At 60.4% G+C, this 24,826-nt stretch carries 27 protein-coding genes; 20 read left to right on the top strand and 7 right to left on the bottom strand.

The features are described from left to right. Positions 1-28 precede the first annotated feature (28 nt). From rpe to purB, 4 genes are all read left to right on the top strand, one after another. Positions 29-706 carry a ribulose-phosphate 3-epimerase gene (gene rpe / locus AB4Z13_RS03640; RefSeq protein WP_113321791.1) on the top strand — a complete coding sequence of 226 codons (678 nt, stop codon included), beginning with the start codon at positions 29-31 and terminating at the stop codon, positions 704-706. Beyond that, positions 706-1,434: a DUF2259 domain-containing protein gene (locus tag AB4Z13_RS03635; RefSeq protein WP_442205837.1), complete on the top strand. Its 729-nt coding sequence runs from the start codon at positions 706-708 to the stop codon at positions 1,432-1,434. Before rpe ends, AB4Z13_RS03635 begins: the two co-directional genes overlap by 1 nt. 2 nt (positions 1,435-1,436) lie before the next feature. After that, on the top strand, positions 1,437-1,922 hold the full coding sequence (locus tag AB4Z13_RS03630; protein WP_310388224.1) for a hypothetical protein: 486 nt from the start codon (positions 1,437-1,439) through the stop codon (positions 1,920-1,922). 62 nt (positions 1,923-1,984) lie between these two features. After that, positions 1,985-3,292: an adenylosuccinate lyase gene (gene purB, locus AB4Z13_RS03625; protein WP_025668863.1), complete on the top strand. Its 1,308-nt coding sequence runs from the start codon at positions 1,985-1,987 to the stop codon at positions 3,290-3,292. Positions 3,293-3,337: 45 nt separating this feature from the next. On the opposite strand, the gene AB4Z13_RS03620 is transcribed toward purB, so the two are convergent. Then, the gene (locus AB4Z13_RS03620; RefSeq protein WP_442205921.1) at positions 3,338-3,799 is read right to left on the bottom strand and encodes a low affinity iron permease family protein; all 462 of its coding nucleotides are present in this window, start codon (positions 3,797-3,799) and stop codon (positions 3,338-3,340) included. A 123-nt stretch (positions 3,800-3,922) separates the two neighbouring features. Next, complete coding sequence (locus tag AB4Z13_RS03615) at positions 3,923-4,726, bottom strand: DUF2189 domain-containing protein (protein ID WP_442205836.1); 804 nt, start codon at positions 4,724-4,726, stop codon at positions 3,923-3,925. 160 nt (positions 4,727-4,886) lie between these two features. Between AB4Z13_RS03615 and AB4Z13_RS03610 the strand changes: the two genes are divergently transcribed. The 7 genes from AB4Z13_RS03610 to AB4Z13_RS03580 all read left to right on the top strand — a co-directional run bounded on the left by AB4Z13_RS03610 (position 4,887) and on the right by AB4Z13_RS03580 (position 10,795). Then, positions 4,887-5,441, top strand: a complete 555-nt coding sequence (locus tag AB4Z13_RS03610) for an RBBP9/YdeN family alpha/beta hydrolase (RefSeq protein ID WP_007826223.1) — start codon at positions 4,887-4,889, stop codon at positions 5,439-5,441. 107 nt (positions 5,442-5,548) lie between these two features. After that, positions 5,549-7,849: a putative bifunctional diguanylate cyclase/phosphodiesterase gene (locus AB4Z13_RS03605; protein ID WP_442205835.1), complete on the top strand. Its 2,301-nt coding sequence runs from the start codon at positions 5,549-5,551 to the stop codon at positions 7,847-7,849. Positions 7,850-8,080: 231 nt separating this feature from the next. Further along, positions 8,081-8,845 (top strand): phosphoribosylaminoimidazolesuccinocarboxamide synthase, encoded by a 765-nt coding sequence (purC, locus tag AB4Z13_RS03600; RefSeq protein WP_007826228.1) that lies wholly within the window; start codon positions 8,081-8,083, stop codon positions 8,843-8,845. A gap of 15 nt (positions 8,846-8,860) precedes the next feature. Then, positions 8,861-9,103, top strand: a complete 243-nt coding sequence (gene purS, locus AB4Z13_RS03595) for a phosphoribosylformylglycinamidine synthase subunit PurS (RefSeq protein WP_007826230.1) — start codon at positions 8,861-8,863, stop codon at positions 9,101-9,103. 44 nt (positions 9,104-9,147) lie between these two features. Further along, positions 9,148-9,699, top strand: coding sequence for an RNA 2'-phosphotransferase (locus tag AB4Z13_RS03590; protein ID WP_442205834.1), 552 nt, complete (start codon positions 9,148-9,150; stop codon positions 9,697-9,699). Further along, positions 9,696-10,367: a phosphoribosylformylglycinamidine synthase subunit PurQ gene (purQ, locus tag AB4Z13_RS03585; RefSeq protein WP_113321797.1), complete on the top strand. Its 672-nt coding sequence runs from the start codon at positions 9,696-9,698 to the stop codon at positions 10,365-10,367. Before AB4Z13_RS03590 ends, purQ begins: the two co-directional genes overlap by 4 nt. Positions 10,368-10,390: 23 nt before the next feature. Next, on the top strand, positions 10,391-10,795 hold the full coding sequence (locus AB4Z13_RS03580) for a hypothetical protein (protein WP_113321798.1): 405 nt from the start codon (positions 10,391-10,393) through the stop codon (positions 10,793-10,795). An 8-nt stretch (positions 10,796-10,803) separates the two neighbouring features. Here AB4Z13_RS03580 and AB4Z13_RS03575 read toward each other — a convergent pair whose 3' ends face one another. Continuing rightward, a complete protein-coding gene (locus AB4Z13_RS03575; RefSeq protein WP_439015091.1) occupies positions 10,804-11,058 on the bottom strand; it encodes a DUF1127 domain-containing protein in 255 nt (84 codons plus the stop codon). A gap of 80 nt (positions 11,059-11,138) precedes the next feature. Here AB4Z13_RS03575 and AB4Z13_RS03570 point away from each other — a divergent pair, with 80 nt between their 5' ends. The 4 genes from AB4Z13_RS03570 (at position 11,139) to AB4Z13_RS03555 (ending at position 15,984) form a co-directional block, all read left to right on the top strand. Beyond that, the gene (locus tag AB4Z13_RS03570; RefSeq protein ID WP_113321800.1) at positions 11,139-12,557 is read left to right on the top strand and encodes an aminotransferase-like domain-containing protein; all 1,419 of its coding nucleotides are present in this window, start codon (positions 11,139-11,141) and stop codon (positions 12,555-12,557) included. 125 nt (positions 12,558-12,682) lie between these two features. Then, on the top strand, positions 12,683-13,255 hold the full coding sequence (locus AB4Z13_RS03565; protein WP_113321801.1) for an acyloxyacyl hydrolase: 573 nt from the start codon (positions 12,683-12,685) through the stop codon (positions 13,253-13,255). Positions 13,256-13,496: 241 nt separating this feature from the next. Then, positions 13,497-15,731, top strand: a complete 2,235-nt coding sequence (gene purL / locus AB4Z13_RS03560; protein ID WP_442205833.1) for a phosphoribosylformylglycinamidine synthase subunit PurL — start codon at positions 13,497-13,499, stop codon at positions 15,729-15,731. A 19-nt stretch (positions 15,732-15,750) separates the two neighbouring features. Beyond that, complete coding sequence (locus AB4Z13_RS03555; RefSeq protein WP_007826248.1) at positions 15,751-15,984, top strand: BolA/IbaG family iron-sulfur metabolism protein; 234 nt, start codon at positions 15,751-15,753, stop codon at positions 15,982-15,984. Between the two features lie 137 nt (positions 15,985-16,121). Here AB4Z13_RS03555 and AB4Z13_RS03550 read toward each other — a convergent pair whose 3' ends face one another. Next, a complete protein-coding gene (locus AB4Z13_RS03550; protein WP_442205832.1) occupies positions 16,122-17,267 on the bottom strand; it encodes a hypothetical protein in 1,146 nt (381 codons plus the stop codon). Between the two features lie 165 nt (positions 17,268-17,432). Between AB4Z13_RS03550 and AB4Z13_RS03545 the strand changes: the two genes are divergently transcribed. The 5 genes from AB4Z13_RS03545 (at position 17,433) to hisC (ending at position 22,194) form a co-directional block, all read left to right on the top strand. After that, positions 17,433-17,663, top strand: coding sequence for a hypothetical protein (locus tag AB4Z13_RS03545; protein WP_442205831.1), 231 nt, complete (start codon positions 17,433-17,435; stop codon positions 17,661-17,663). Between the two features lie 305 nt (positions 17,664-17,968). Then, positions 17,969-18,307, top strand: coding sequence for a Grx4 family monothiol glutaredoxin (grxD, locus tag AB4Z13_RS03540; protein ID WP_007826252.1), 339 nt, complete (start codon positions 17,969-17,971; stop codon positions 18,305-18,307). A 137-nt stretch (positions 18,308-18,444) separates the two neighbouring features. Further along, complete coding sequence (locus AB4Z13_RS03535; RefSeq protein ID WP_442205920.1) at positions 18,445-19,692, top strand: multidrug effflux MFS transporter; 1,248 nt, start codon at positions 18,445-18,447, stop codon at positions 19,690-19,692. A 130-nt stretch (positions 19,693-19,822) separates the two neighbouring features. Then, complete coding sequence (locus AB4Z13_RS03530) at positions 19,823-21,103, top strand: multidrug effflux MFS transporter (protein WP_113324731.1); 1,281 nt, start codon at positions 19,823-19,825, stop codon at positions 21,101-21,103. A 32-nt stretch (positions 21,104-21,135) separates the two neighbouring features. Further along, positions 21,136-22,194 carry a histidinol-phosphate transaminase gene (gene hisC / locus AB4Z13_RS03525; protein WP_442205830.1) on the top strand — a complete coding sequence of 353 codons (1,059 nt, stop codon included), beginning with the start codon at positions 21,136-21,138 and terminating at the stop codon, positions 22,192-22,194. Between the two features lie 8 nt (positions 22,195-22,202). On the opposite strand, the gene AB4Z13_RS03520 is transcribed toward hisC, so the two are convergent. From AB4Z13_RS03520 to ttcA, 3 genes are read right to left on the bottom strand one after another with little or no spacing between them, the layout of a single operon-like run. Further along, positions 22,203-23,027 (bottom strand): inositol monophosphatase family protein, encoded by an 825-nt coding sequence (locus AB4Z13_RS03520; protein WP_310388255.1) that lies wholly within the window; start codon positions 23,025-23,027, stop codon positions 22,203-22,205. Between the two features lie 17 nt (positions 23,028-23,044). Further along, on the bottom strand, positions 23,045-23,875 hold the full coding sequence (locus AB4Z13_RS03515) for an inositol monophosphatase family protein (RefSeq protein ID WP_442205829.1): 831 nt from the start codon (positions 23,873-23,875) through the stop codon (positions 23,045-23,047). Positions 23,876-23,919: 44 nt separating this feature from the next. Then, positions 23,920-24,786, bottom strand: coding sequence for a tRNA 2-thiocytidine(32) synthetase TtcA (gene ttcA / locus AB4Z13_RS03510; RefSeq protein ID WP_310388258.1), 867 nt, complete (start codon positions 24,784-24,786; stop codon positions 23,920-23,922). Positions 24,787-24,826 lie beyond the last annotated feature (40 nt).

Below are 24,826 nucleotides of genomic sequence, written 5' to 3'. Positions count from 1 at the left end.
CGCTTCCGGTTGAGAGGAGACCGAGATCATGACGACACTGCCCATCCGCATCGCCCCATCGATCCTGGCGGCAGATTTTGCAAAACTCGGCGAGGAAGTACGCAACGTCACTGCGGCCGGCGCCGACTGGATCCATCTCGACGTCATGGACGGCCATTTCGTGCCGAACATCTCCTTCGGCCCCGATGTCATCAAGTCGCTGCGCTCCTATACGGATGCGACCTTCGATTGCCATCTGATGATCTCGCCGGCCGATCCCTATCTGGAGGCTTTCGCAAAGGCCGGCTGTGATCGCATAACCGTGCACGCAGAGGCCGGACCGCACCTGCACCGCTCGCTGCAGACGATCCGCCATCTCGGCAAGAAGGTCGGCGTCACCCTCAATCCGGCAACGCCGCTTTCGGTGGTCGAGAACGTGCTTGACGATGTCGACCTCATTCTCATTATGTCCGTCAACCCCGGTTTCGGCGGCCAGAAATTCATTCCGGCAATGGCAGACAAGATCGCAGCGGCGAAGTCACTCATCGGTGATCGCCCGATCGAGCTTGAGGTGGACGGCGGTGTGACGGTCGATACCGCGCCTGCCGTGGCAAAGGCCGGCGGCAATGTGCTCGTCGCCGGATCGGCAATTTTCAAGGGCGGCTCGGTCGAGACCTATCGCCAGGCCATTACCGCCCTTCGCAACGCGGCTGAGGGAGCTCGCTGATGACGAAGCGCATGTTCATGGGCGGGTTTTTCGCCGTCTTGCTGACCGGCATGGCGGCCATGGCCTCTGCTGGCGATATCGCCAATATGCAGCCTGTCGGCTTCTCCGCCGACGGCAAGGTCTTTGCCTTCCAGGAATTCGGCATGAAGGATGGCAAGATCCCCTATTCGGAGACCTATTTCATCAATACCGAAACGGGTGCTGATCTCGAGGGCACGCCCTTTCATCTGGAACTGACCGACAAGGATGCCGATCTGTCCAAGGCACGCCGCCAGAATCTGACGGCAGCCCGCCAGCAGATGGACAAGTACAACCTTCTGACCAATCCCGGCCTGATCGCCGCCTTCAACCCGCCGACCGAACTCGGCTCGCCGATGAAGACGATCCGTTACACGACAATCGCAAGTGACGGCCCGCCGCGGGGCGCCTATTCGCTGCTGCTCGGCGATGCCGAAGTCGCCAAGCCGGAAAGCTGCAAGGACGTCAACCGCGTCATCGGCTTCACCCTGCAGCTCATCGAGAAGGACGGTGCACCGAACCGCCAGCTGGTGCATGAGGACAAGTCGCTGCCGGCAGATCGCGGCTGTACTGTGGAATATCGCATGGGCGGCGCCCTCGTCTATCAGCCGGAATCGGGCAAGCCTGTCCATATCGCCCTCATCCTGGCGCTGAGCGCCTCTCCTGACGGCCGCAACGGCCGCTGGATCGCCGTTCCGGTTCACCCCTGAGAATGAACCGTCTGCGGGCGGCATGGCCGTCCTTATCAGAACTTTTCATCGGCGCCCCGCTCTGGGGCGTCCAGATGCTGATCTCCGCCATGGCGGGTCTCTATCTGCGCAATGGTATGGAGACGAGCCACGTGCTCGATCTCTCCATCCTCTATTTCGGCGGCGGGTTGCTCTCCTGGCCCTTTAACTTGCTTGCCGGGCGTTATCTTGCGCTCGGCCATCAGGCGGAGGCGCGTTTTGCCGCATTCTTCCTGGTGCTGACGATGGGCACGGTCCTGATGACGGCCTTTCTCTTCGCCATGGACTACCGGATTTTCTATTCCCGCTGGCATTCGCCGTTCGGCTCGGTCATCTGGATGTTCCAGTTTGTCTTTACCGGCGCCAGCGCCGTTTATCAGTTCCTTGTCCTTGGCCTGGGGCTGTTTTTGCCCCTCGGACTGGTCTGTCTTTTTGTCACTAGCCTGGCTCTTGCCAAACGCATGCGTTGAGATTGCCGGCCGTCTTTGCTACAGGGGCCGCAGCTACTGTCACGAAATGAAGGCGCTCGTCCATGATCCCTCGTTATTCCCGGCCCGATATGGTCGCCATCTGGTCTCCCGAAACCAAGTTCCGCATCTGGTTCGAGATCGAGGCCCATGCCTGCGACGCGCTGGCAGACCTCGGAGTGATCCCGAAGTCGGCAGCCGCCACCATCTGGGAAAAGGGCGGCAAGGCGACTTTCGACGTTGCCCGCATCGATGAGATCGAGGCCGTCACCAAACATGACGTCATCGCCTTCCTGACGCATCTTGCAGAAATCGTCGGCCCCGACGCCCGCTTCGTCCATCAGGGCATGACCTCCTCCGACGTGCTCGACACCACGTTCAACATCCAGCTCGTGCGCGCTGCCGATATCCTGCTCGCCGACATGGACCGTGTTCTGACAGCGCTGAAGACGCGCGCCTTCGAACACAAGGATACGATCCGCATCGGCCGCAGCCACGGCATCCATGCCGAGCCGACGACGATGGGCCTGACCTTCGCCCGCTTCTATGCCGAGATGAGCCGCAACCGCGCCCGCCTCGTTGCCGCCCGCGCTGAAATCGCGACAGGCGCCATCTCCGGCGCTGTCGGCACCTTCGCCAATATCGACCCTGTTGTCGAAGAGCATGTCTGCGCAGCACTCGGCCTCGTTCCGGAACCCGTTTCCACGCAGGTCATCCCGCGTGACCGCCATGCCATGTTCTTCGCCACCCTCGGTGTCATCGGCTCGTCGATCGAAAACGTCGCGATCGAAATACGCCACATGCAGCGCACCGAAGTGCTGGAGGCGGAAGAATTCTTCTCGCCGGGCCAGAAGGGCTCTTCGGCCATGCCGCACAAGCGCAACCCGGTCTTGACTGAAAACCTGACCGGCCTTGCGCGTCTCGTGCGCATGTCGGTCGTACCCGCGATGGAAAACGTGGCGCTCTGGCATGAGCGCGACATCAGCCATTCGAGCGTCGAGCGCGCCATCGGCCCGGATACCACTGTTACCCTCGACTTCGCGCTGAACCGTCTCGCCGGCGTCATCGAAAAGCTCGTGGTCTATCCCGAGAACATGATGAAGAACCTCGACAAGTTCCGCGGCCTTGTCCATTCGCAGCGCGTTCTCCTGGCGCTGACGCAGGCCGGCACCTCCCGCGAGGATGCCTATCGCCTCGTGCAGCGCAACGCCATGAAGGTCTGGGAACAGGGCAAGGATTTCCTCGAAGAACTGCTGGCCGATGCCGAGGTGCGCGCTGCACTCTCCGAGGCGGATCTCCGCGAGAAATTCGATCTCGGTTATCACACCAAGCATGTCGACACGATCTTCCGCCGCGTCTTCGGCGAAGCTTGATCGGCACAAGACAGGTCATGAGACGGCGCCCGTGAGGCGCCGTTTTCATTTTCGCTTCCGGGACGTAGTCGCCGGCGCAGCGCGCTTCTTTTTCTCCGGCTTGCCGATCGATGCATCGCCCGGCTCATCCGATATCTCACAAACCTCTGTCTCACCCCGGCCCTTAGCCGCCTTGGCCACCAGCAAGTCGAGGTGCTTGAGGTCTTCTTCGTCGAGATTTTCGATGCCGATGAAGCGGTTCTCGGCATGGCTCGTCAGGATGATTTCGTTGAGCTTTGCCTGGATGGCCCGCGTATCGCGTGTCTGCGCATTCTGCAGCACGAAGACCATCAGGAAGGTGATGATCGTCGTACCGGTGTTGATCACCAGCTGCCAGGTTTCCGAGTAGTCGAAGACGGGGCCGAGAGCAGCCCAGATAATGACGGCGATAAGCGCCAGAATGAAGGTCACCGGCTTGCCCGCCCACTCCGATATCTTGGTTGCGAAGTGGGCAAACACATGGCGTATGGTCACCTTGAAATCCTCCTTCGAAGTCGGCACAAGACAAACTCCGAGCAAGGTTCCGAGGTTCCGGGCTCTGTTGAAATTCCGGGGCATCGCGCAAATTCGCGACACCCCGGGATGTTGCCATTACATGGCTTCGCGGGCGATCAGCTTCCGGTAAAGATGCCAGGTCGCATGGCCGAGGATTGGGATGACGAGTGCGAGGCCGACAAAGAGCGGGATTGTGCCGATGACGAGCGACGCGGCAACGATCAGGCCCCAGAGCAATACCGGTATCGGATTGACGAAGGTTGCCCGGATCGAGGCGACCATCGCGGCCACCGCCCCGCAGTCCCTGTCGAGCAGCATCGGGAAGGTCACGACGGTGATCGCCAGTACGACGAACGCAAAGCCGAGGCCGACTAGATTACCCCACAGGATGAGCTGCATGCCTTCCGGCGTACCGAACACTTGCTGCAGGAAGAGCGACATGGAGCGCGGGAAGACCTCACCAAGAAGGCCTGCATAGATGGTTTGCGCCGTGACCAGCCAGACGGTGAAGATCCCGAACAGCAGGAGGCCGACGGCGATGATCGACGGCAAAGCCGGCGAATGGCGGACATCGAGTGCATGTTTCCAGGAGGAATCGAGTCCGGCCTCGCGCCGGCGGCTGATTTCGTAGAGGCCGATCGCGGCTATCGGGCCGATCAGCACAAAGCCCGACATCAGCGGAAAGATCATCGGTGCGAGATTGGCGCCCGAGCTCAGCATCGTCAGGAAGATACCGGCGATCGGATACATGAGACACAGGAAAACGTAATGCGAAGGCTTCTCGCGGAAATCCTCGAAACCCAGCCTGAGCGCGTCGAAGACGTCGGCTACGCTGATCCTGTTGACCACGGGCCGTGCGAAGCTCTCGCCAGCACCCGTCATGACATGAAATGTCGTCATGGCTTTCTCCTCCTCAGCCAAGATGAACCGGAGGCGAATGTGTCGGCAACAAGGGCCGACACGAGAACGCAACCGGCATAAAGCCACGTTAGCAAATTTTTTGAGCTAAGTCGCTCTTTCCCTTGACATCGCGGTTAAGCTTTCTCACATCGGCGGCACCATGAAAGCTTCAGACGCAGATATCCTCATCATTCCCGGCTATACCAATTCCGGCCCCGACCATTGGCAGAGCCGCTGGGAAGCAAAACTCAGCACCGCGCGCCGAGTCGAGCAGGCGGAATGGTCCAAGCCCGTGCGCGAGGACTGGACCGCGCGCATCGCCGAAGCGGTGAATGCCTCAACACGCCCCGTGGTGCTCATCGCTCATTCCCTCGGGGTGCCATCGGTGATCCACGCAATTCCGCTGTTTCAAAAGCGCGTAGCCGGCGCCTTCTTCGTCGCGCCGCCCGATGTTGCCAATCCGGATATCCGCCCGAAGCATCTCATGACCTTCGGCCCCTACCCGCGCGATCCGTTACCTTTCCCCTCGATTACGGTCGCCAGCCGCAACGATCCCTTCGGCACCTATGAGCATGCTGATGACATCGCTAACAGCTGGGGTTCTTTCCTTGTGGATGCGGGCGAGTCCGGTCACATTAACTCGGAATCCGGCCACGGCCCCTGGCCGGAAGGCACGATGGTCTTTGCCCAGTTTCTCAGCCGCTTGCCCGGCTGAGAAAGCCAAAAAATCCGGCATTTCCAGTGAATTAAGCGATCGCTTTCTAAGCATTTCTTAATGGAAAGACCGCAGACTGCGCTGACGCCAGAAAAGCGAGAGCGCCCGTGAAGCAAACCCACCCGCCAAAAGCCGCCAATGTCAGTTGCGACGAGCCGGCGGCCGATGGGTTCGCAAGCTACACCGACGATTCCGACATTGCGGAGCGCGAAAGCCGATGGAATTATGCGCTCGTTGGCTCCGGGCTCGGTGTCTGGGACCACAATTACCGCCTCGACAAGAAATATTACTCGCAGACCTGGAAGAGCATACGCGGCATGGCGCCGGATGAGGAGGCCGACGGCGACTACGAGGCCTGGCTGCAGCTCGTTCATCCCGATGATCGCGATTTCGTCGTCAACGCCATCGAGCGCCAGAATGCTGGCGACCCCGACTATCATGTCTTCCAGTATCGAGAGCGCCACAAGGACGGCCACTGGGTCTGGATCGAATGCCGCGGCGCACCCGTCGAGTGGGATGAGAACGGCGCTGCTCAGCGCGTCGTCGGCACGGACACGGACATTACCGCGCGCAAGGAAACCGAGGAGATGCTCGCGCAGCTCTCCCGCCGCCTCGACCTCGCTTTGCAGATCAGCGATATCGGCGTTTTCGAAGCCGATATCGATCACGGGACCGTCGAATGGGACGACCGCCTTATTGCCATCTACGGACTGAAGGATGCCGATCGTTTCTCGGCAGCCAATGCCTGGCTCAGCACTGTTCATCCTGATGATCGCGATCGCGTCAACGAAACCGTCGAAAGCAACGTCAACAACGAGACCGGCTTTCATCAGGAATTTCGTATCATCAGAGGCGATGGCGCCGAGCGCATCATCCGTGCCCGCTCGGCCTTCTTCGTCGACGGCAATGGCTGCCGCAAGCTGATCGGCGCCAATTGGGACGTGACGGAGGAAGTGGCGCTGCGCAACGAGTTGCGGCGCGCCAAGGATCTTGCAGAAGCACGCAACCGCGAACTCGAAGCCGCCAAGGAAAGCATCGAGCATCTGGCGTTCCATGATTATCTGACCGGCCTGCCGAACCGTCGCTATCTCGACAAGATGCTGGAGGAACTCTCCGCCCATTGTCGCGAGGAAGGTCTGGCGCTTGCCATCCTTCATATCGATCTCGACCGCTTCAAGCAGATCAACGATACGCTCGGCCACCGCGCCGGCGATTATATGCTCAAACATGCTGCCCGGGTGCTGCGCGATTCCATTCGCGGCACCGATTTCGTCGCGCGCATCGGCGGCGATGAATTCGTCGTTCTCTGCATCGTCGACACTCCCTCGAAGAAGATTGCCACCGTCGCCGAGCGCATCATCCGCGAGCTGCGCAAACCCATCAAATACGAGGGGCATGATTGCCGCTTCGGCGCCAGCATCGGCATCGCCATCGATAGCGGCCCCAAGCTCGACGAAAAGCAGCTCCTGCTCAATGCTGATATCGCGCTCTACCGGGCCAAGGGCTCCGGCCGCAACCGCCACGAATTCTTCTCCAATGCTGCACGCCGTACGATCCTGACGGCCAAGCGCCTTGCCGATGAAATCCTGATCGGCCTGGAGCGCAACGAATTCGTGCCCTTCTATCAGCCGCAGTTCGATGCCCGCACGCTCGATATCGCCGGCATCGAGACGCTGGCCCGCTGGCAGCATCCGGAACACGGACTGCTGGCGCCGGATCGCTTCCTCGACATTGCCGAGGATCTCGACGTCGTCTCGACCATCGATGCGCTGATCCTCGAACAGGCGATCGCCGACCGGAAAGCCTGGATCCGCGAAGGCCTCACCATTCCCCGCATCTCCGTCAATGTCTCCGGCCGGAGACTCTCCGATCCGCAGCTTGGCAAGAAGCTGCGCTCGCTGAAGATCGAGCCCGGCACGGTCTCATTCGAACTGCTAGAATCGATCTCGCTTGACGATTGCGACGAGGCGGTCACCGCCAATCTCAAAAAGCTGAAGAAGCTCGGCATCGACATTGAGGTCGATGATTTCGGCACCGGTCATGCCTCGATCGTCAGCTTGCTGCGGCTGAGCCCGAAAACACTGAAGATCGATCGCGAGCTGATCAGGCACCTGCCGCAATCGGCCGAGCAGCGCAAGCTCGTGCGTTCCATCATCGAGATCGGCCGCTCGCTGAATATTCTCGTCACCGCAGAAGGTGTCGAGACCGCCGATCACGTCCGCATCCTGCAGGAGCTCGGCTGCGACATGCTGCAGGGCTATGCGCTCGCCCGGCCGATGTCCGGCCTACAGTTCCCGGCTTTCATCCGTGGCGAAAGCTGGCGGCAACCGGAGGGTGAGGCTCGCGCACTGCAGAAGGATCTCCGCCATTCCGTGGGCCGGCCCATCTCCAAAGCAGCCTCCGGATAAAGACCTGTATAACCCCTCCGAGATTTTGCCTTCATTCCACCGTAAAGAAAAAGGCGGTAATCTTTCCTTGGCAAGATTTCGATTCTCATTGCGGTTTTCCCGCCCAAGGCCGGAAACCGGGGAAGGAGTGATAGGCGGATTGTGAAACTCTCTCTTTTCCTTTAAGGGGACGCCACGAGATCGATCCACGCGCGCTATCCCAAGAGCGCCAACAGCTAGAGAATAACCACAATGAACCGTCGCCGCCGTATCTACGAGGGCAAGGCAAAGATTCTGTATGAAGGGCCTGAACCAGGCACGCTGATCCAGTTCTTCAAGGACGATGCCACTGCTTTCAACAAGAAGAAACACGAAGTCATTGATGGCAAAGGCGTCCTCAACAACCGTATTTCTGAATATATCTTCAGCCATCTGAACAAGATTGGTATTCCCACCCACTTCATCCGCCGGCTCAACATGCGCGAGCAGCTGATCAAGGAAGTGGAGATGATCCCGCTTGAGATCGTCGTGCGCAATGTCGCCGCCGGCTCGCTCGCCAAGCGCCTCGGCATCGAGGAAGGCGTGGTCCTGCCGCGCTCGATCATCGAATTCTACTACAAGTCCGATGCGCTCGAAGATCCGATGGTCTCCGAAGAGCACATCACCGCCTTCGGCTGGGCCAATCCGGCTGAGCTCGACGACATCATGGCGCTTGCCATTCGCGTCAACGACTTCATGACCGGCCTCTTCCTCGGCGTCGGCATCCAGCTCGTCGATTTCAAGATCGAATGCGGCCGCCTTTTCGAAGGCGACATGATGCGCATCATCCTGGCTGACGAAATCTCGCCGGACAGCTGCCGCCTCTGGGATATCGAGACCCACAAGAAGATGGACAAGGACCTCTTCCGCCGCGATATGGGCGGTCTGCTGGAAGCCTATTCCGAAGTTGCGCGCCGTCTCGGTATCATCAATGAAAACGAGCCCGTGCGCGGCACTGGCCCCGTTCTGGTCAAGTAAAAGCAGGGAAAACAAGTGATCAAGGCTCGCGTCACTGTCACGCTGAAAAACGGCGTTCTCGATCCTCAGGGCAAAGCCATCGAAGGCGCGCTCGGCGCCCTCGGCTTCGGCGGCGTCGGTCATGTCCGCCAGGGCAAGGTCTTCGACCTGGAGCTCGAAGGCACCGACAAGGCCAAGGCCGAAGCCGACCTCAAGGCCATGTGCGAGAAACTCCTCGCAAACACGGTCATCGAGAACTACGCGATCGCGATCGACTGACGATCATAGGCCCGCCACGCGGCGGGCCTTCAGGATGAAGCGTCATGGAAGCAAAGCTGGAGACGGAAGTCTCGAAATTCATGAGCTATGTTTTGCGCCATGGGCCGGAAGCCGCAGGCCTGACGCTTGATGCCGAGGGCTGGGTATCCTTCGATGCATTCGAAAAGGCGGTGACGTCGAAATACGACATCTCCCGTGCCGATATTATCGGGATCATCGAGAACAACCCGAAGAAGCGCTTTGCACTCGTCGATAACAGAATTCGCGCCAACCAGGGCCACAGCGTCGAAATCGATCTTGCGTTGAAGGCGGTCCAGCCGCCTGCAATTCTTTTTCACGGTACGTCACGCGTGAACTGGCCCCTGATCGAGCGCGAAGGCCTGAAGAAGATGGAACGGCGCCACGTCCATCTCTCGGCGGATGTCGATACGGCCAAGATCGTCGCAACACGCCGCAAGGGCGACACTATTATCCTGCGTGTAGACGCAGCACGCATGTTTTCAGAGGGGCATTCTTTCTTTGTCTCAGACAATGGAGTATGGCTCGCCGAAAGCGTTCCAGTTCAATATCTTTCGCCAAACGCGGGGACCTTATGAAATCAGCCGTCGTTCAACTTCCGGGCCTCAACCGCGATCGGGACATGATCGCCGCTCTCACCAAGATTTCCGGTCAGCAGCCGGTGACGATCTGGCAGACGGAAACGGAAATCCCTGATGTCGACCTGATCGTCATTCCCGGCGGCTTCTCCTATGGCGATTACCTGCGCTGCGGAGCGATCGCTGCTCGCATGCCGGTCATGCAGGCGATCATCGAGAAGGCGAACAAAGGCGTGAAGGTGCTCGGCGTCTGCAACGGTTTCCAGATTCTGGTCGAGGCCGGCCTTCTGCCGGGCGCGCTGATGCGCAACGCCTCCCTGAAATTCGTCTGCCGCGAGATCAAGCTCGAAGTCGTCAACGCCGAGACGGATTTTTCCCGCGCCTATGAAAAGGGCCAGATCATCCGCTGCCCGGTCGCCCATCACGACGGCAACTATTTTGCCGACACGGAAACTCTCGCTGCCATCGAAGGCAACGGCCAGGTCGTTTTCCGCTATGCCGAAGGCACCAATCCCAATGGTTCGGTCAACGACATTGCCGGCGTTATGAACGCCAAGGGCAATGTGCTCGGCATGATGCCGCATCCGGAAAATCTCATCGAAGCCGCTCATGGCGGTTCGGATGGCCGCGGCCTCTTCGCCTCGGCGCTCGACGTCATCGCCGCCTGAATTCTGGCCGAAGAGCAAGATAGATGCACCCTCGCCTTTTCGCAGCCATCGCTAACGCTGCTGCCTTTGCCGGCCTTGCCGCACTCGTTGCTGCCTGCCAGTCCTCGACGCCTGCAAAGGGACCGGACCGCAGTGCGTTGTCGACGATGGAGCGTGTGGCGCTCGGCGCCAATGGTTGCTGGTTCAAGTCGGGCGATGCGGCTTTTGCGGCCTACAAGCTCGCACCGGAACTCAATTCCTTCTCCGGTCGTCCGCGCATTCTCGTCGTGCACAAGGGCAGCCCTGAAAGCCGGCCGCTGCTCGTCGTGCAGGCCGAAGGCAATCCGGCCAAGATGCAGGCGTTCGGCCCCATGATGTCCGAGCCGGTCGCCGGCCGCATCGCTGCCGATGTCACCCGCTGGTCGGGCGGCAATCGCGCCTGCAGCTAAGCTTTGGCTTAATCCCAGAAAAACGATTTGCTGACTTCGCGTGCGGCATCGGACCGCGACAGGCCGATATCCTTGAGTTGATCCGCTGTCAGTCCGCGCAACGCCAGGCGCCCCTCCCGCTTCTGTTGCCACAGAACGAAGACTGCCCACAGGCGGCCGAGCCGAGTCGTGGCCGGCGCCTGCCTCGGGAGGACAATTTCGTGTGGGCTATCGATAGAGACAATCGATACAATCTGGTTCTTCATTTGAGGTACAACGGACATCCTTGGCTCCTGTTGTTTCCGCTCTAGTGATTGTCACATAGTATTGACAGCAAGAGGGTGACAATCTATTCATTGTCACCATGACAAATTGGCTCCCAGATCTCTCGCAGGGCTCCGGCCCAGTCTATATGCGGCTTGCGGACAATATCGAATCCGCCATTGCTTCCGGCGCTTTGCCGGCGGGAGCCAAGCTGCCGCCGCAGCGAAATCTCGCTTATGACATCGGGGTGACAATCGGAACAATCGGCCGCGCCTATGCGCTGGTTCATGAGCGTGGCCTCGTCGCCGGTGAAGTCGGCCGCGGCACCTATGTACTCGATCGTGCCGATACGCCCCCGAGCGAACAGACGGATCCCCTTACCCTTTCGCTGAGCGGCACCCGCATTGCAGACGCCCCGGCAAACAAGCTCCGCTTCGACACGACCGCCGCCCCCGATCTTGGTCAGGGCAAGGTGATCGCCGGCATCATGGCCGAGATCGGCGAGCAGCATCTGGCGGAAATCTCCTCCTATTCACGCAGCTTCCCGCGGAACTGGTTCGAGGCAGGTCGTCTCTGGCTGGCGCGCAACGACTGGTCGCCGGAGGTCGAAAATGTCGTTCCGACGCTCGGCGCGCATGCGGCGGCAATTGCCGTCATCGCCGCCGTATCTGCACCCGGTGACAAGATCGTTTTCGAAAACCTCACCTATACGCAGGTCAGCCGCAGCGTCCGCCTGCTCGGGCGGCGCACGCTGACGGTCGAGTCGGATGAGAACGGCGTCATTCCCGAGGATTTCGAGCGGCTCTGCCAGCAGCAGCATCCGAAGCTGATCTTCCTGATGCCGACGGTCCACAATCCGACCCTTGCCATCATGCCCTATGAGCGGCGCGTCGCCATTGCGGATATCGCCAGACGGCATGGCGTGTGGATCATCGAGGACGATCTCTATGGCGGCATGGCGAATGACGCTACGCCGCTGCTTGCCGCAATCGCGCCCGATCGCACCTTCCTGGTCAACGGCCTGTCGAAATCGGTTGCTGCCGGCGTGCGTGGCGGCTGGGTCGCCTGCCCGCCACATTTCGCCCAGCGCATCAAGGTCACGCACAAGATGGTCACGGGCGGCCTGCCCTTCATTCTGGCCGAAACCTGTGCGCGGCTCGTCCAGAGCGGTAAGGCGCACGAGATCCGCAATGCAAGTGTCGTGGAGCTATCGGCCCGCGTGGGCCTCGCCCGTGAGGTCATGCGGGGATTCGATTTCGAATCCCACCCGCATGCGCCCTTCCTGTGGCTGAAACTGCCGGAACCCTGGCTGTCCGGCACCTTCAAGAATGCCGCCTTCCGCGATGGCGTGCTTGTCGATGACGAGGACGAGTTCAAGGCCGCGCGTGGCGAGAAGGTCTATCACCGCGTGCGCATCGGTTTCTCCTCGCCGAAGGATAGAAACGAGCTTGTGTCGGGTCTTATGATATTGAAACGCCTATTGGAAAATGGCGGCTCCGCCTATGACGGAGAGATCTGAACTGTTGCAAATTGGTGTCAGGATTGCGGAAAAAGCCACGATCCGAATGCGAGCGCTTTACCGTCGATACCTGCATGTTACCTCTTTCCCATTCCGCTGGTCGGGCGAGAATCAAGGGACAGCAGATGAAATCCGATTTCCGTTTAAGCCTGTCGAGTATCGCGTCGGTCGCAGTAATCGCCAGCAGCTTGGGAATGTCATCAGCGGCGCAAGCCGGAGACAAGATTTTCGACGAATTGCGCTTTGGCGCTTCCGCTTCCGTACAGGGCGGACATTCCCATGAAGATGGCGTTTTCCCCGAAATAACGGCCCTTTTCGATCCCTTCGGCTTTGAGCAGGCAACCGGCTGGAAGCAGCAGCTCATGCATCCGCGCGTCCATGTCGGCACCTCGATCGGCACGGCGGGTGAAGCCACGCAGTTCTTCGCCGGTTTCACCTGGACGGTCGACCTCAGCGACAAGATCTTCGCTGAAGCTGGCTTCGGCGGCGTCATCCACACTGGCGAGCTTCGCGATGACGACGACCACCCCGACCTCGGCTGTCGTGTGCTGTTCCACGAATATCTCGGCGCCGGCTATCGCTTCAACAGCAACTGGAATGTCATGGCGCAACTCGCCCATTCCTCGAATGCCAATCTCTGCGACGGCCCGAACGACGGCATGACCCGCGCCGGACTGATGGTCGGCTACAAATTCTGACGGGCCTCGCCCGTTAAAGACAGCATTGTGAAGCTTTTGATGCCTGCCCTCTGTTGACGGCAGGCATTTTCCTATCGCGCGCAATTCCTACTTAAGCTAAAGACACGGCAAACGCGCTAGGGCATGTCCGTTGTTCTTCGAATCTCGGTCATGGTCTATCTCTTTGTTTCACGCAATTCCGGACGCAAAACCGCTGCGCACTTTTGCTGGATTGCTCTAAGGCAGGGACTTTCGAGAGCTCATGACCATCCCAAACACTATCAAGATCACGCCGGAACTCATCGCCTCACACGGCCTCAAGCCGGATGAATACCAGCGCATTCTGGATCTGATCGGCCGCGAACCGAGCTTCACGGAGCTCGGCATCTTTTCGGCCATGTGGAACGAGCACTGCTCCTACAAATCCTCCAAGAAGTGGCTGCGCACCTTACCGACCAAGGGACCGCGCGTCATCCAGGGACCTGGCGAAAATGCCGGTGTGGTCGATATCGATGACGGCGACTGCGTCGTCTTCAAGATGGAGAGCCACAACCATCCGTCCTATATCGAGCCCTATCAGGGTGCGGCGACCGGTGTCGGCGGCATCCTGCGCGATGTCTTCACCATGGGCGCGCGTCCGATCGCTGCCATGAACGCGCTGCGTTTCGGCGAGCCGGATCATCCGAAGACACGCCATCTCGTTGCCGGCGTCGTGGCAGGTGTGGGCGGCTACGGCAATTCCTTCGGCGTGCCGACGGTCGGCGGCGAAGTGGAGTTCGATGCCCGCTACAACGGCAACATCCTCGTCAATGCCTTTGCAGCCGGCCTTGCCAAGTCGAACGCCATCTTCCTCTCGGAAGCCAAAGGTGTCGGCCTGCCGGTCGTTTATCTCGGCGCCAAGACCGGCCGTGACGGCGTCGGCGGTGCAACCATGGCATCGGCAGAATTCGATGAATCGATCGAAGAGAAGCGTCCGACCGTTCAGGTCGGCGACCCCTTCACCGAAAAGTGCCTGCTCGAAGCCTGCCTCGAGTTGATGAAGACCGGCGCCGTCATCGCCATCCAGGATATGGGTGCAGCCGGCCTCACCTGCTCGGCCGTCGAAATGGGCGCCAAGGGCGACCTCGGCATCCTGCTCGAACTCGACAAGGTGCCGGTGCGCGAAGAGCGTATGACCGCCTACGAGATGATGCTGTCGGAAAGCCAGGAGCGCATGCTCATGGTGCTGCAGCCGGAAAAGGAAGAGGAAGCCAAGGCGATCTTCGTCAAGTGGGGCCTCGATTTCGCGATCGTCGGCAAGACCACGGACGATCTTCGCTTCCGCGTCATGCATCAGGGTGAGGAAGTCGCCAACCTGCCGATCAAGGATCTCGGCGACCAGGCTCCGGAATATGACCGCCCCTGGCGCGAATCCGGCAAGCGTGCGCCCCTGCCCGCCAACCTCGTTGCAGCACCGGAAGATTACAACGAAGCGCTGCTGAAGCTCGTCGGCTCCGCCAATCAGTCCAGCCGCCGCTGGGTCTATGAACAATATGACACGCTGATCCAGGGCAACTCCCTGCAGCTTCCGGGCGGCGACGCCGGTGTCGTGCGCGTCGAAGGCCATCCGCTGAAGGCGCTGGCCTTCTCCTCCGACGTCACCCCGCGTTATGTCGAGGCCAATCCTTTCGAGGGGGGAAAGCAGGCGGTTGCCGAATGCTGGCGCAACATCACCGCGACCGGCGCCGAGCCGCTGGCGGCCACAGACAACCTGAACTTCGGCAATCCGGAAAAGGCCGAGATCATGGGCCAGTTCGTCGAGGCCGTGAAGGGCATCGGCGAAGCCTGCCGCGCACTGGACTTCCCGATCGTCTCCGGCAACGTCTCGCTCTATAACGAAACCAATGGTGTCGCGATCCTGCCGACGCCCACCATAGCCGGCGTCGGTCTGATGCCCGACTGGCGCAAGATGGCCCGAATCGGCAGCGCTGCCGAAGGCGACCGGGTTCTGCTGATCGGCACCGACGGCAGCCATCTCGGCCAGTCCGTCTATCTGCGCGATGTCGTCGGCAGCACCGAAGGCCCGGCACCCGAGGTCGATCTCTTCGCCGAACGCCGCAACGGCGATTTCGTCCGCTCGGTTATCCGTAACGGTCAGGCGACCGCCTGCCACGACATTTCCTCCGGCGGCCTCGTCCTGGCGCTCGCTGAAATGGCGATGGCGTCAGGCAAGGGTCTCAACGTCAGCCTCAGCGAAGGCAAGGGTGCGGCCCATGCCCAGCTCTTCGGCGAGGATCAGGCGCGCTACGTTCTGACCGTTCCGAAGGATGTTGCCGATTTCATCTGCGCCAACGCAGAAGGTTCAGGCATCCCCTTCCGCCGCCTCGGTACTATCAAGGGCGATGCCCTCGTCGTCGACGATCTGATTGCGCTGCCGATTCAGCAATTGCGCGATGCCCATGAATCGTGGTTCCCTGATTTCATGGACGGCCGCGGCGAGCTTGTCGCCGCGGAATGATGCGCAAGGAGTAACGATCATGGCCATGAAACCCGGCGATATCGAAGACATGATCAAGGCCGGGATTCCCGGTGCCAAGGTAACGATCCGCGATCTGGCAGGCGACGGCGATCACTACGCCGCCGAAGTCGTCGCGGAAGCCTTCCGCGGCAAGAGCCGCGTGCAGCAGCACCAGATGGTCTATGAGGCGCTGAAGGGCAATATGGGCGGCATCCTGCACGCTCTTGCCCTGCAGACCTCGGCACCGGATTGAAATGCTGGCTTCGGCCGACTGAAGATCTGAAACGAACAGGCCCGGCTGGAAGGCTTCTTCCGCCGGGTTTTTGTTTTGAAACGGAAGCGATGGCTCGAAAGTGATCGACGCCTCCTCACCTTTTCATTGCTGAGCTCTCAGGCCGGCAGCTTGTCCTGCTCGGGATAGGCAAAGACCGAGGCCGGCATCGGGCCTGCGGTCAGCAGCGTGAAATCGAAGGCGGATTTCTTGTCCGGCCCCAGCACATATTGGCGGTGCACGCGCAGCTGATCCTTACGGATCTTCTTGTAATGTTCAGGCGTCAGCATCTGCCGCACGCGGATATGGATCATGCTCGCCTGCGGCGCATCCGGATGGCCGGAAACGCTGACGACAGGCACCTTGTAGAAGTTGATCGAGTCCGTCAGGCACTGCACATCGAGCCAGAAAATATCCGGGCAACGCGCAATCAGGCCGACGCGCGAGCGCAAGGGCGTCGCCGACGATATCAGCGCGCATTGCAGGATCGCGCAGCCGAGCGTCGCAAACACCACGCGCTTGCCCTTGAAAACGTCAGGCTCCCGCTCCAACAGAATCCCGACGACATGCGCCGCGACGCTGGAGCCCATACTGTGCGAGGAGATGACATATTCATCGGCCTCCTCGTTGAGTGCCGCGCGCATCGAAGTCGCGCATTGTTCCAGCCAGTCGTTGAAAACAGGCCTGTCCATGCGTGCCAGCGCCACGGCCATTTCCCAATCCGCGAAGAGATGCAGCGTGTGGAAGCGCTCAGAGAACGGCAGGAAACCGAAGGTGAAGAAGATGGCCGCCAGCGGCGCGCTCCAGCCGACGTGCCAGCCGGGAAGTCCCAGCCAGTAATGCAGCGTCAGGATCTGCAGTGTGATGACGATTGCGAGCGCCGTCAGCAGGAAGGGAAAGAGGAAGAACAGGCCAAAGCGCCAGGCATGGCGGAAATAGCCGGCCATGCCGCCCTCGCGAACAACCTGCCAGAAGCTTGCAAAGCCCGCCGCGATCCGGCTTGCCGTATTGCCGGTGCGCAACCGCTGCACCAGCTCGTTATGGTCGAAGACATGGACGCGTGTCTGCGTCTGCCAGCCATCGGCGCCGGTGCCGACATCGAAGGAAACATACTGCCCGTCGACCGCAGCACCGGTCGCGACATTATAGCCCCAGACGAATGCGCTTTGCCTTGCGGTACGCTCGTACCGCGCCCGGTGCGCTGCGCCATCAAGCGGTTCGAATCCGGGGAAATGCAGAACAACCCGCTTGTCGACGAGTTTCATAGTGTTTTTCTTCTTTCAGGCGGGTTGAGTGCGCCGTTGTCAGGATGACGGGTTCGCCTGAAAATACGGCGAAAAACCGGATAAAACCTTCGAGCCGTCTTGCTAAGCGAACTCTTCCGGAATTCAATAGGTAAGGTGCGTTTCGATAGGGCTGAGGGGGATTTTGTGGCCAATCTCGTGAATGAACTGGTGTCAGGTGTCGTCAATAGCGTGCTGAAGGAAATCCTGAAGAAGACGACGGGCCGCACCACGACCAAGCGCAAGCGCCGTAAGGCAGCGTCTGCAACGACGAGCCGCACCGCCCGCAAGGCAACGCCGACGAGCCGTAAGCCTGCTCGCAAGCAGGTCAGCAAGCGCCGCACGGCGGCAGGACGCAGCAGGCAGCGCCGCGCCTAACTTTCTCCATCATAAGTTGCAATACCTGCATTTCTTCGAGGCAGGTGCATGAGCGGGTGCGATCTCGCCGTCATGACCGAAGTCTCGCAATGGGATTTCAGGCACTTCACCGATACCGAGATAGAACAGATCCGGGCTCACCTCAGCAAGGAGCCGTAACACAGCGGCAACAATGTGCGCCACAGAGTGTCGCGGATTGGTCTTTTTTTGGTTTTGGCGGCTGGAATTCCGGCTTCCACATGCTATCTAAAGAAAACGATTGAAACGGCGGGCCTTTAACCCGCCTGTTGAAAGGATTAGGTCCCATGAGCGGTATCAACGAATTCATCGAAAACGAGATCAAGAGCAACGACGTCGTCCTCTTCATGAAGGGCACGCCGCAGTTTCCGCAGTGCGGTTTCTCCGGCCAGGTCGTCCAGATCCTCGATTACATCGGTGTGGACTATAAGGGCATCAACGTGCTCGCCGATTCGGAAATCCGCCAGGGCATCAAGGATTACTCCAATTGGCCGACGATCCCCCAGCTCTACGTCAAGGGCGAGTTCATCGGCGGCTGCGACATCGTCCGGGAAATGTTCCAGGCCGGTGAGCTGCAGCAGCACCTCCAGGAAAACGGCGTCACCATTAAGACTGCCGTCGCCTGATCGGTCACCGGGCGTCCGTCCGGTTTCCAAATCTGTATCTTGAGTTCGAGGCGCTGCGCTAAGCAGCGCCTTGACCTGTTTATGGGAATTTCATTGTGACAGATTCATCACAAGCCATGTCCGCGGGTCGGCTGCCCATGGGCAAGCTCGAATTCATCGCGCTTGCGGCTTTCATGATGGCAGTCAACTCGCTGGCGATCGACATCATGCTGCCCGCACTGCAGCAGATCGGTGCCAGTCTCGGTGTCGAGAACGAAAATCATCGCCAATATGTCGTTTCCGCCTATCTTTTTGGCTTCGGCCTCGCGCAGCTTTTCTACGGTCCGCTTTCCGATCGCTTTGGTCGCCGCATTCCGCTCCTGATCGGCCTCTGTATTTACGTCGTTGCCGCCTTCGGTATCGCTGTCGTCCCGACCTTTGCCGGTCTTCTGGCGCTGCGCTTCATCCAGGGTCTTGGTTCCGCCGCGACCCGCGTCATTACTATTTCCATCGTCCGCGATGTCTACGGTGGTCGGCAGATGGCGGAAGTCATGTCGCTGATCATGATGGTCTTCATGGTCGTGCCTGTTATTGCGCCCGGCAGCGGCCAGATCATCATGCTCGTCAGCACCTGGCACATGATCTTCGTCTTCATCGGCACCATGGCGACGGCCGTTGGTATCTGGATGTATCTGCGCCTGCCGGAGACGTTGGATCCGGCTAATGTTCGCCCGTTCACGGCGCGCTCGATCCTGCAGGGCTTTGCGATCTTCCTGTCGAACCGTGTCGCCCTCTGTTACACCATTGCCAGCACGATCCTGTTCGGCGCGCTGTTCGGCTTCATCAATTCCGCCCAGCAGGTCTATGTCGGCATTTACGGGCTCGGCGTTTACGCTCCGGTCGCCTTTGCCGGCGTGGCGCTGTTCATGGCCTTCTCGTCCTTCATCAATTCGCAGCTCGTCGGCCGGTTCGGCATGCGCCGCCTGTCGCATGCCTCGCTCTTAGGCTTCAGCGCGTTGAGCTTCATCTGGATGCTCGTGCAGGTCTTCGGGCCGCAGCCGATGCCGTTCCCGATCTTCATCACCTTCTTCGCGCTGGTCATGTTCCAGTTCGGCTGGATCGGCTCGAACTTCAACTCGCTCGCCATGGAGCCGCTCGGCCATCTCGCCGGCACGGCTTCTTCGGTGATCGGCTTCATGAGCACGGTCGGTGGCGCATCGATCGGCGCCATGATCGGCCAGTCCTTCAACGGCACGGCGACGCCGATGATCGTGGGCTACTTCGTCGTCTCGTTGATCGGCATCGTTTTCGTGCTGATCGCCGAAAAGGGCCGGCTGTTCAGAGCGCAGCATGCGCCGCTGTCGAAGGACGCATCGCTTTCCAGCTTCACTGATATCGGACACTGATATCAGGCCCCATACCGGGACTGAAGCTCTCAGACACGTCAGGCGACGGGCATCCTGGTAGGAACCCGTCGCATCCCGCATTCATGCGGCCGCGTTTTCGGCCGTTCTTACGTCATTCAGGGGGATTCGAATGACTCCGACACATAAACCGCACACGGAAAACCAGGGCTCGGCCCGCATCGGCATGGGCTTTGTCGAGTTCGTGGTGACCATCGCCATCATGACCGCCAGCATCGCCATGGCGATCGACAGCATGCTGGCGGCTCTGCCCAGCATCGGCCATTCGCTTGGTGTGACCAACAGCAATGACACGCAGCTCGTTATCGGCGTGTTCTTCTTAGGCTTCGGCGCCTCGCAGATCATCTTCGGCAGCCTGTCGGATGCCTTCGGCCGCCGCAACATCCTGCTCGGCGGCCTGGCCTGCTATATCCTCGGCATGTTTGCGGCGGCCGCCACCGGCAGCTTCGAAATGCTGCTGATCATGCGTTTCGTCCAGGGCATCGGCGGCGCGGCCGTGCGCATCACCACCATGGCAATCGTGCGTGACTGCTTCGGCGGCCGCGAGATGGCCCGCGTCATGTCCTATGTCATGATCGTCTTCATGATCGTGCCGATCGTTGCCCCCTCGGTTGGCCAGCTGATCATTACCTATGCCGAATGGCACTGGATCTTCATCCTGCTCGGCATCGTCGCCTCGATCCTCTTCGTATGGGCGCTTCTGCGCCTGAAGGAATCCCTGCCACCGGACGAGCGTATTCCGCTCTCCTTCGCCGCTGTCGGCGACGGCTTCAAGACGGTTCTGACCAACCGTATCACCTGCGGCTACATGATCGGCTTGACCATGTTCACCGGCGTCATCAGCGCCTATGTGATCTCGGTGCAGCAGGTCTTCGGCGAGGTCTACGGCCTCGGCGACTGGCTGCCGATTGCCTTTGCGGCAACGGCGGGCGGCATTGCCGTTGCCAACTTCCTGAACGGCATGCTGGTGCGCAGCTTTGGCATGCGCCGTATCTCGCATGCCGCCATGCTGCTTTTCACCATCATCTCGGCAATCGGCTTCGTCGCGGCGCTTGGCGGCACGCCGGCCTTCTCCTTCTCCTATGCGCTCTTTTCGATCCTCCTGATGATGTTTGCCGTGATCGCTACCAATTTCACGGCCATCAGCCTGGAGCCGATGGGCAATCTCGCCGGCACGGCAACGGCCGTGACGGGCTTCGTGTCGACGACCTTCGGCGCCCTTCTCGGCGGCGGAGTCGGCCAGCTCTTCAACGGCACCGTCCAGCCGCTTTTCGGCGGCTTCGCGGTCTTCGGCGCCGTTACCGTCGTCATGGTGCTCTGGGCCGAAAAGGGCAAGCTTTTCACCCATCCCGGTGACAGCCCACAGATCGAACCCGGCGCCGTTCACATGTAATGCTGCTTGAGAGCTAAGACTAGAAGATCCCGATGAGCCGTTTCTGGAGTCCCATTGTTCAATCCCTGACGCCTTACGTGGCGGGCGAACAGCCCGTCATCGACGGCCTGGTCAAGCTGAACACCAATGAGAATCCCTACGGCCCATCGCCGCGTGCGCTGGCGGCGATCTCGAATGCGGTCAACGACACGCTGCGCCTCTATCCCGAGCCGACCGGTTTGAAGCTGCGCAAGGCGATCGCCGCAAGCCATGATCTCGATCCCGGCGAGGTCTTCGTCGGCAACGGCTCGGATGAGGTTCTGGCGCACACGTTCCAGGCGCTGCTGAAGCACGATCTGCCCCTGCTCTTCCCCGACGTCACCTACAGCTTCTACCCGACCTATTGCGGCCTCTACGGCATCGATTTCCGCGAGATCCCGCTCGACGAAAAGATGATGGTACGAACCGAGGATTACCGCCAGCCCTGCGGCGCGATCATTCTGCCGAATCCGAACGCGCCGACCGGCACCGCGCTGCGGCTCGCAGCGATCGAGGCGCTGATTGCGGAGCATCCGGATCAGGTCGTCGTCATCGATGAAGCCTATGTGGATTTCGGCGGCGAGAGTGCCATCCCGCTCGTCCGGAAATATCCGAACCTGCTCGTCATACAGACCTTCTCGAAATCACGTGGCCTTGCGGGCCTGCGCGTCGGCTTCGCCGTCGGTCAGCGGCCGTTGATCGACGCGCTGGAGAGGGTCAAGGACAGCTTCAATTCCTATCCGCTGGACAGGCTGACGCAGGCCGGTGCGGTTGCCGCCTGGGAAGATCAGGACTGGTTCAGGAAACATTGCGACCTGATCGTCGCAAGCCGCGAGCGGGTGACCGTGGGCCTTGGCGAACTCGGCTTCGAGGTCCTGCCCTCATCTGCCAATTTCGTCTTCGCCCGCCACGCCGAACGCGGCGGTGCGGAGCTAGCTGCAGAATTGCGCAAGCACGCGATCCTTGTCAGGCATTTCCGCAAGGAGCGCATCCAGGATTTCCTGCGCATCACTACCGGCACCGATGCCGAATGCGACAAGCTTCTGAATGCACTGAAGCAGATCCTTGCCTGATTTCAGGCTCAGACCGTGAAGACCTCACGGCGCAGGATGTCCCAGCTTTCCCTGTCCGGCGTGATCAGCAGGCCGCCGGTGACATGATGCGGCTGATAGGCCGAGCCGTCGAAGCGGGCGGCATAGGCGCCGGCTTCCTGGCTGATCAAAGTGCCGGCCAGATGATCCCAGGGCATCAGCTTGTTGTACATCAGGTAATGCACATGCCCGCCGGCAAAGGTGCGGTATTCATGGGCCGCACAGCGGTAATTGGTGAGGAAGCGCACCTTCGCGAGATTGCCGAGGATCTCTGCGCGCTTCTCCTGCGGCAGGTAGCCGGTAGAGGCCATGCCGACCATCTGGTCGAGCGCGACAGGCTCTGCGACCGTCAGCCGCTGTGCCTCGCCGTCTGGACGGCGCAGCCAGGCGCCGCCACCCTTCTCGGCCATGACCCAGTCGTCGCCCATCGGATCATAGATGATCCCGGCAACAGTCTCGCCCTTGGAGACAACCGACGCCATGACGCCGAAGGCGGGAATGCCTGACGCGAAGTTGAACGTGCCGTCGACGGGATCGACGACGATGGCGAGATCGGCACCTTCGAGTTTGTCGAGAAGTGCTGCATCGGCGGCAACCGATTCTTCGCCGATGAAGAGCGCTTCCGGCCAGAGGCGCGCGGCCTCGACTTTCATCATTCTTTCGGCCTGCTCATCGGCCTCGGTGACAAGGTCGGTCGCTTCCGTCTTGGCGCGCACGTCACTGCTGCCCAGCCGGCGAAAGCGCGGAAGGATCTCGGCTTTCGCTGCCTGCCGCAGGAGATCGGCAAGCTTCATCGTGTCTACGGCAGTCGTCATGGCACTTTCCCCTCGGTTTATCGGTGGCCGATGATTTCGCTGCGGATCATCTCCCAGCTTTCCCTGTCGGGAGCCGAGATGATGCCGCCGGAAATCTCGCCCGGTCTGTAAGGCGTTCCGTCGAATTTGGCCGTGTGGCCGCCGGCTTCCTGATGCGTCAGCACGCCGGCAAGATGATCCCACGGCATCAGCTTCGGATGGCCGATGAAATGCAGCTTGCCGGACGAGACCATCCAATATTCATAGGCCGAGCAGTTGAAGGCGAAGGTCATGCGGATCTTCGCCATGTTGCCGGCAACGCGCGAACGGTCCGGTTCCTCCATATGGCTGCAGGCCATGGCGCCGATCATGCGGTTAAGCTCGATCGGCTCCGCCACCTTCAGGCGGACAGGCTCGCAATCACGCTTCTGCTGGAAGGCGCCGGCGCCCTTGAGGGAAACGACTGCATCGCCAAGGGCCGGATCGTGAATGATGCCGGCAACCGTCTCGCCCTTGACGGTCACGGCCAGAATGGTGCCGAAGACAGGCAGGCCGGCCGCAAAATTGAAGGTGCCGTCGACCGGGTCAATCACGAAGGCAAGATCGGCATCGGCAAGCGCTGGCACGACGGAACGATCCGCCTCATAAGCTTCTTCGCCGACGATGAGGGCGCCGGGAAAGCGCTCGCGGATCGCCGCCGTCAGATAGGCCTCGGAGCGCAGGTCGGCCTGCGTGACGAGATCGACGGAAGATGTCTTTTCGGAAACATTGGCCGCAGCCGCATTGCGGAAGCGCGGCATGATCTCTTCTTCGGCGACATGCCGGAGGCAATCGCCGAGAAACTCTATGTCATTGTCTGAGAAAATCATTTTGGACTCGTTGCATGGATCTGCAGAGGCTCATAGCAAGTCCATTATGACGTTTGGGTGACGTTCAGCGCAGAAAAGTCGAAAAGTTTCGGATCAAGCAGATGCGATGGGTTCACATGCGCGAGCGCGCGCAGCATCGTGTCCTTGCGGCCGGGCATGCGGCGCTCGATATCGGCAAGCATGTCCTTCATCGCATTGCGCTGCAAACCGTCCTGCGAGCCGCAGAGATCGCAGGGAATGATCGGAAACTGCATGGCAGTCGCGAATTTCGCCATGTCGTCCTCGGCGCAATAGGCGAGCGGCCGCAGCACCATCAGGTTGCCTTCATCATTCAGAAGCTTCGCCGGCATGGCGGCGAGCCGGCCGCCATGGAAGAAGTTCATGAAAAAGGTTTCGAGAATGTCCTCGCGGTGATGGCCGAGCACGAGTGCATCGCAGCCCTCTTCCTTGGCAATGCGGTAGAGATTGCCGCGGCGCAGGCGCGAGCAGAGCGAACAGTAGGTGGCCCCCTCCGGCACCTTCTCCTTCACGATCGAATAGGTGTCGCGATATTCGATGCGGTGTTTGACGCCGATCTTGGAGAGGTATTCCGGTAGCACATGCTTCGGGAAGTTCGGCTGACCCTGGTCGAGATTGCAGGCGATCAGTTCCACCGGCAGCAGCCCGCGCCATTGCAGGTCGAGCAGCAGCGCCAGCAGCCCGTAGGAATCCTTGCCGCCGGAAATGCCGATCAGCCAGCGCTTCTGGTCCTTCAGCATGTCGAAGTCTTCGAAGGCCTGACGCACCTGCCGCAGCAGGCGCTTGCGCAGCTTGTTGAAGGAGACCGAAGGCGGCGCGTCGGCAAACAGCGTATGGCCGATGCCGGCTTCAGCCGTTTCCAGATCGTCGGCAATATTGGCTGCGATATTCATCTTCTTACCCGTCTGATGCGCGCGTCCTGCTTAGCAGAAA

This window comes from Rhizobium sp. YAF28 (assembly GCF_052113285.1).
GTDB lineage: Bacteria > Pseudomonadota > Alphaproteobacteria > Rhizobiales > Rhizobiaceae > Rhizobium.
The sequence above is the reverse complement of the archived record's forward strand: the minus strand, read 5'-3'. Positions and strand labels throughout refer to the sequence as shown.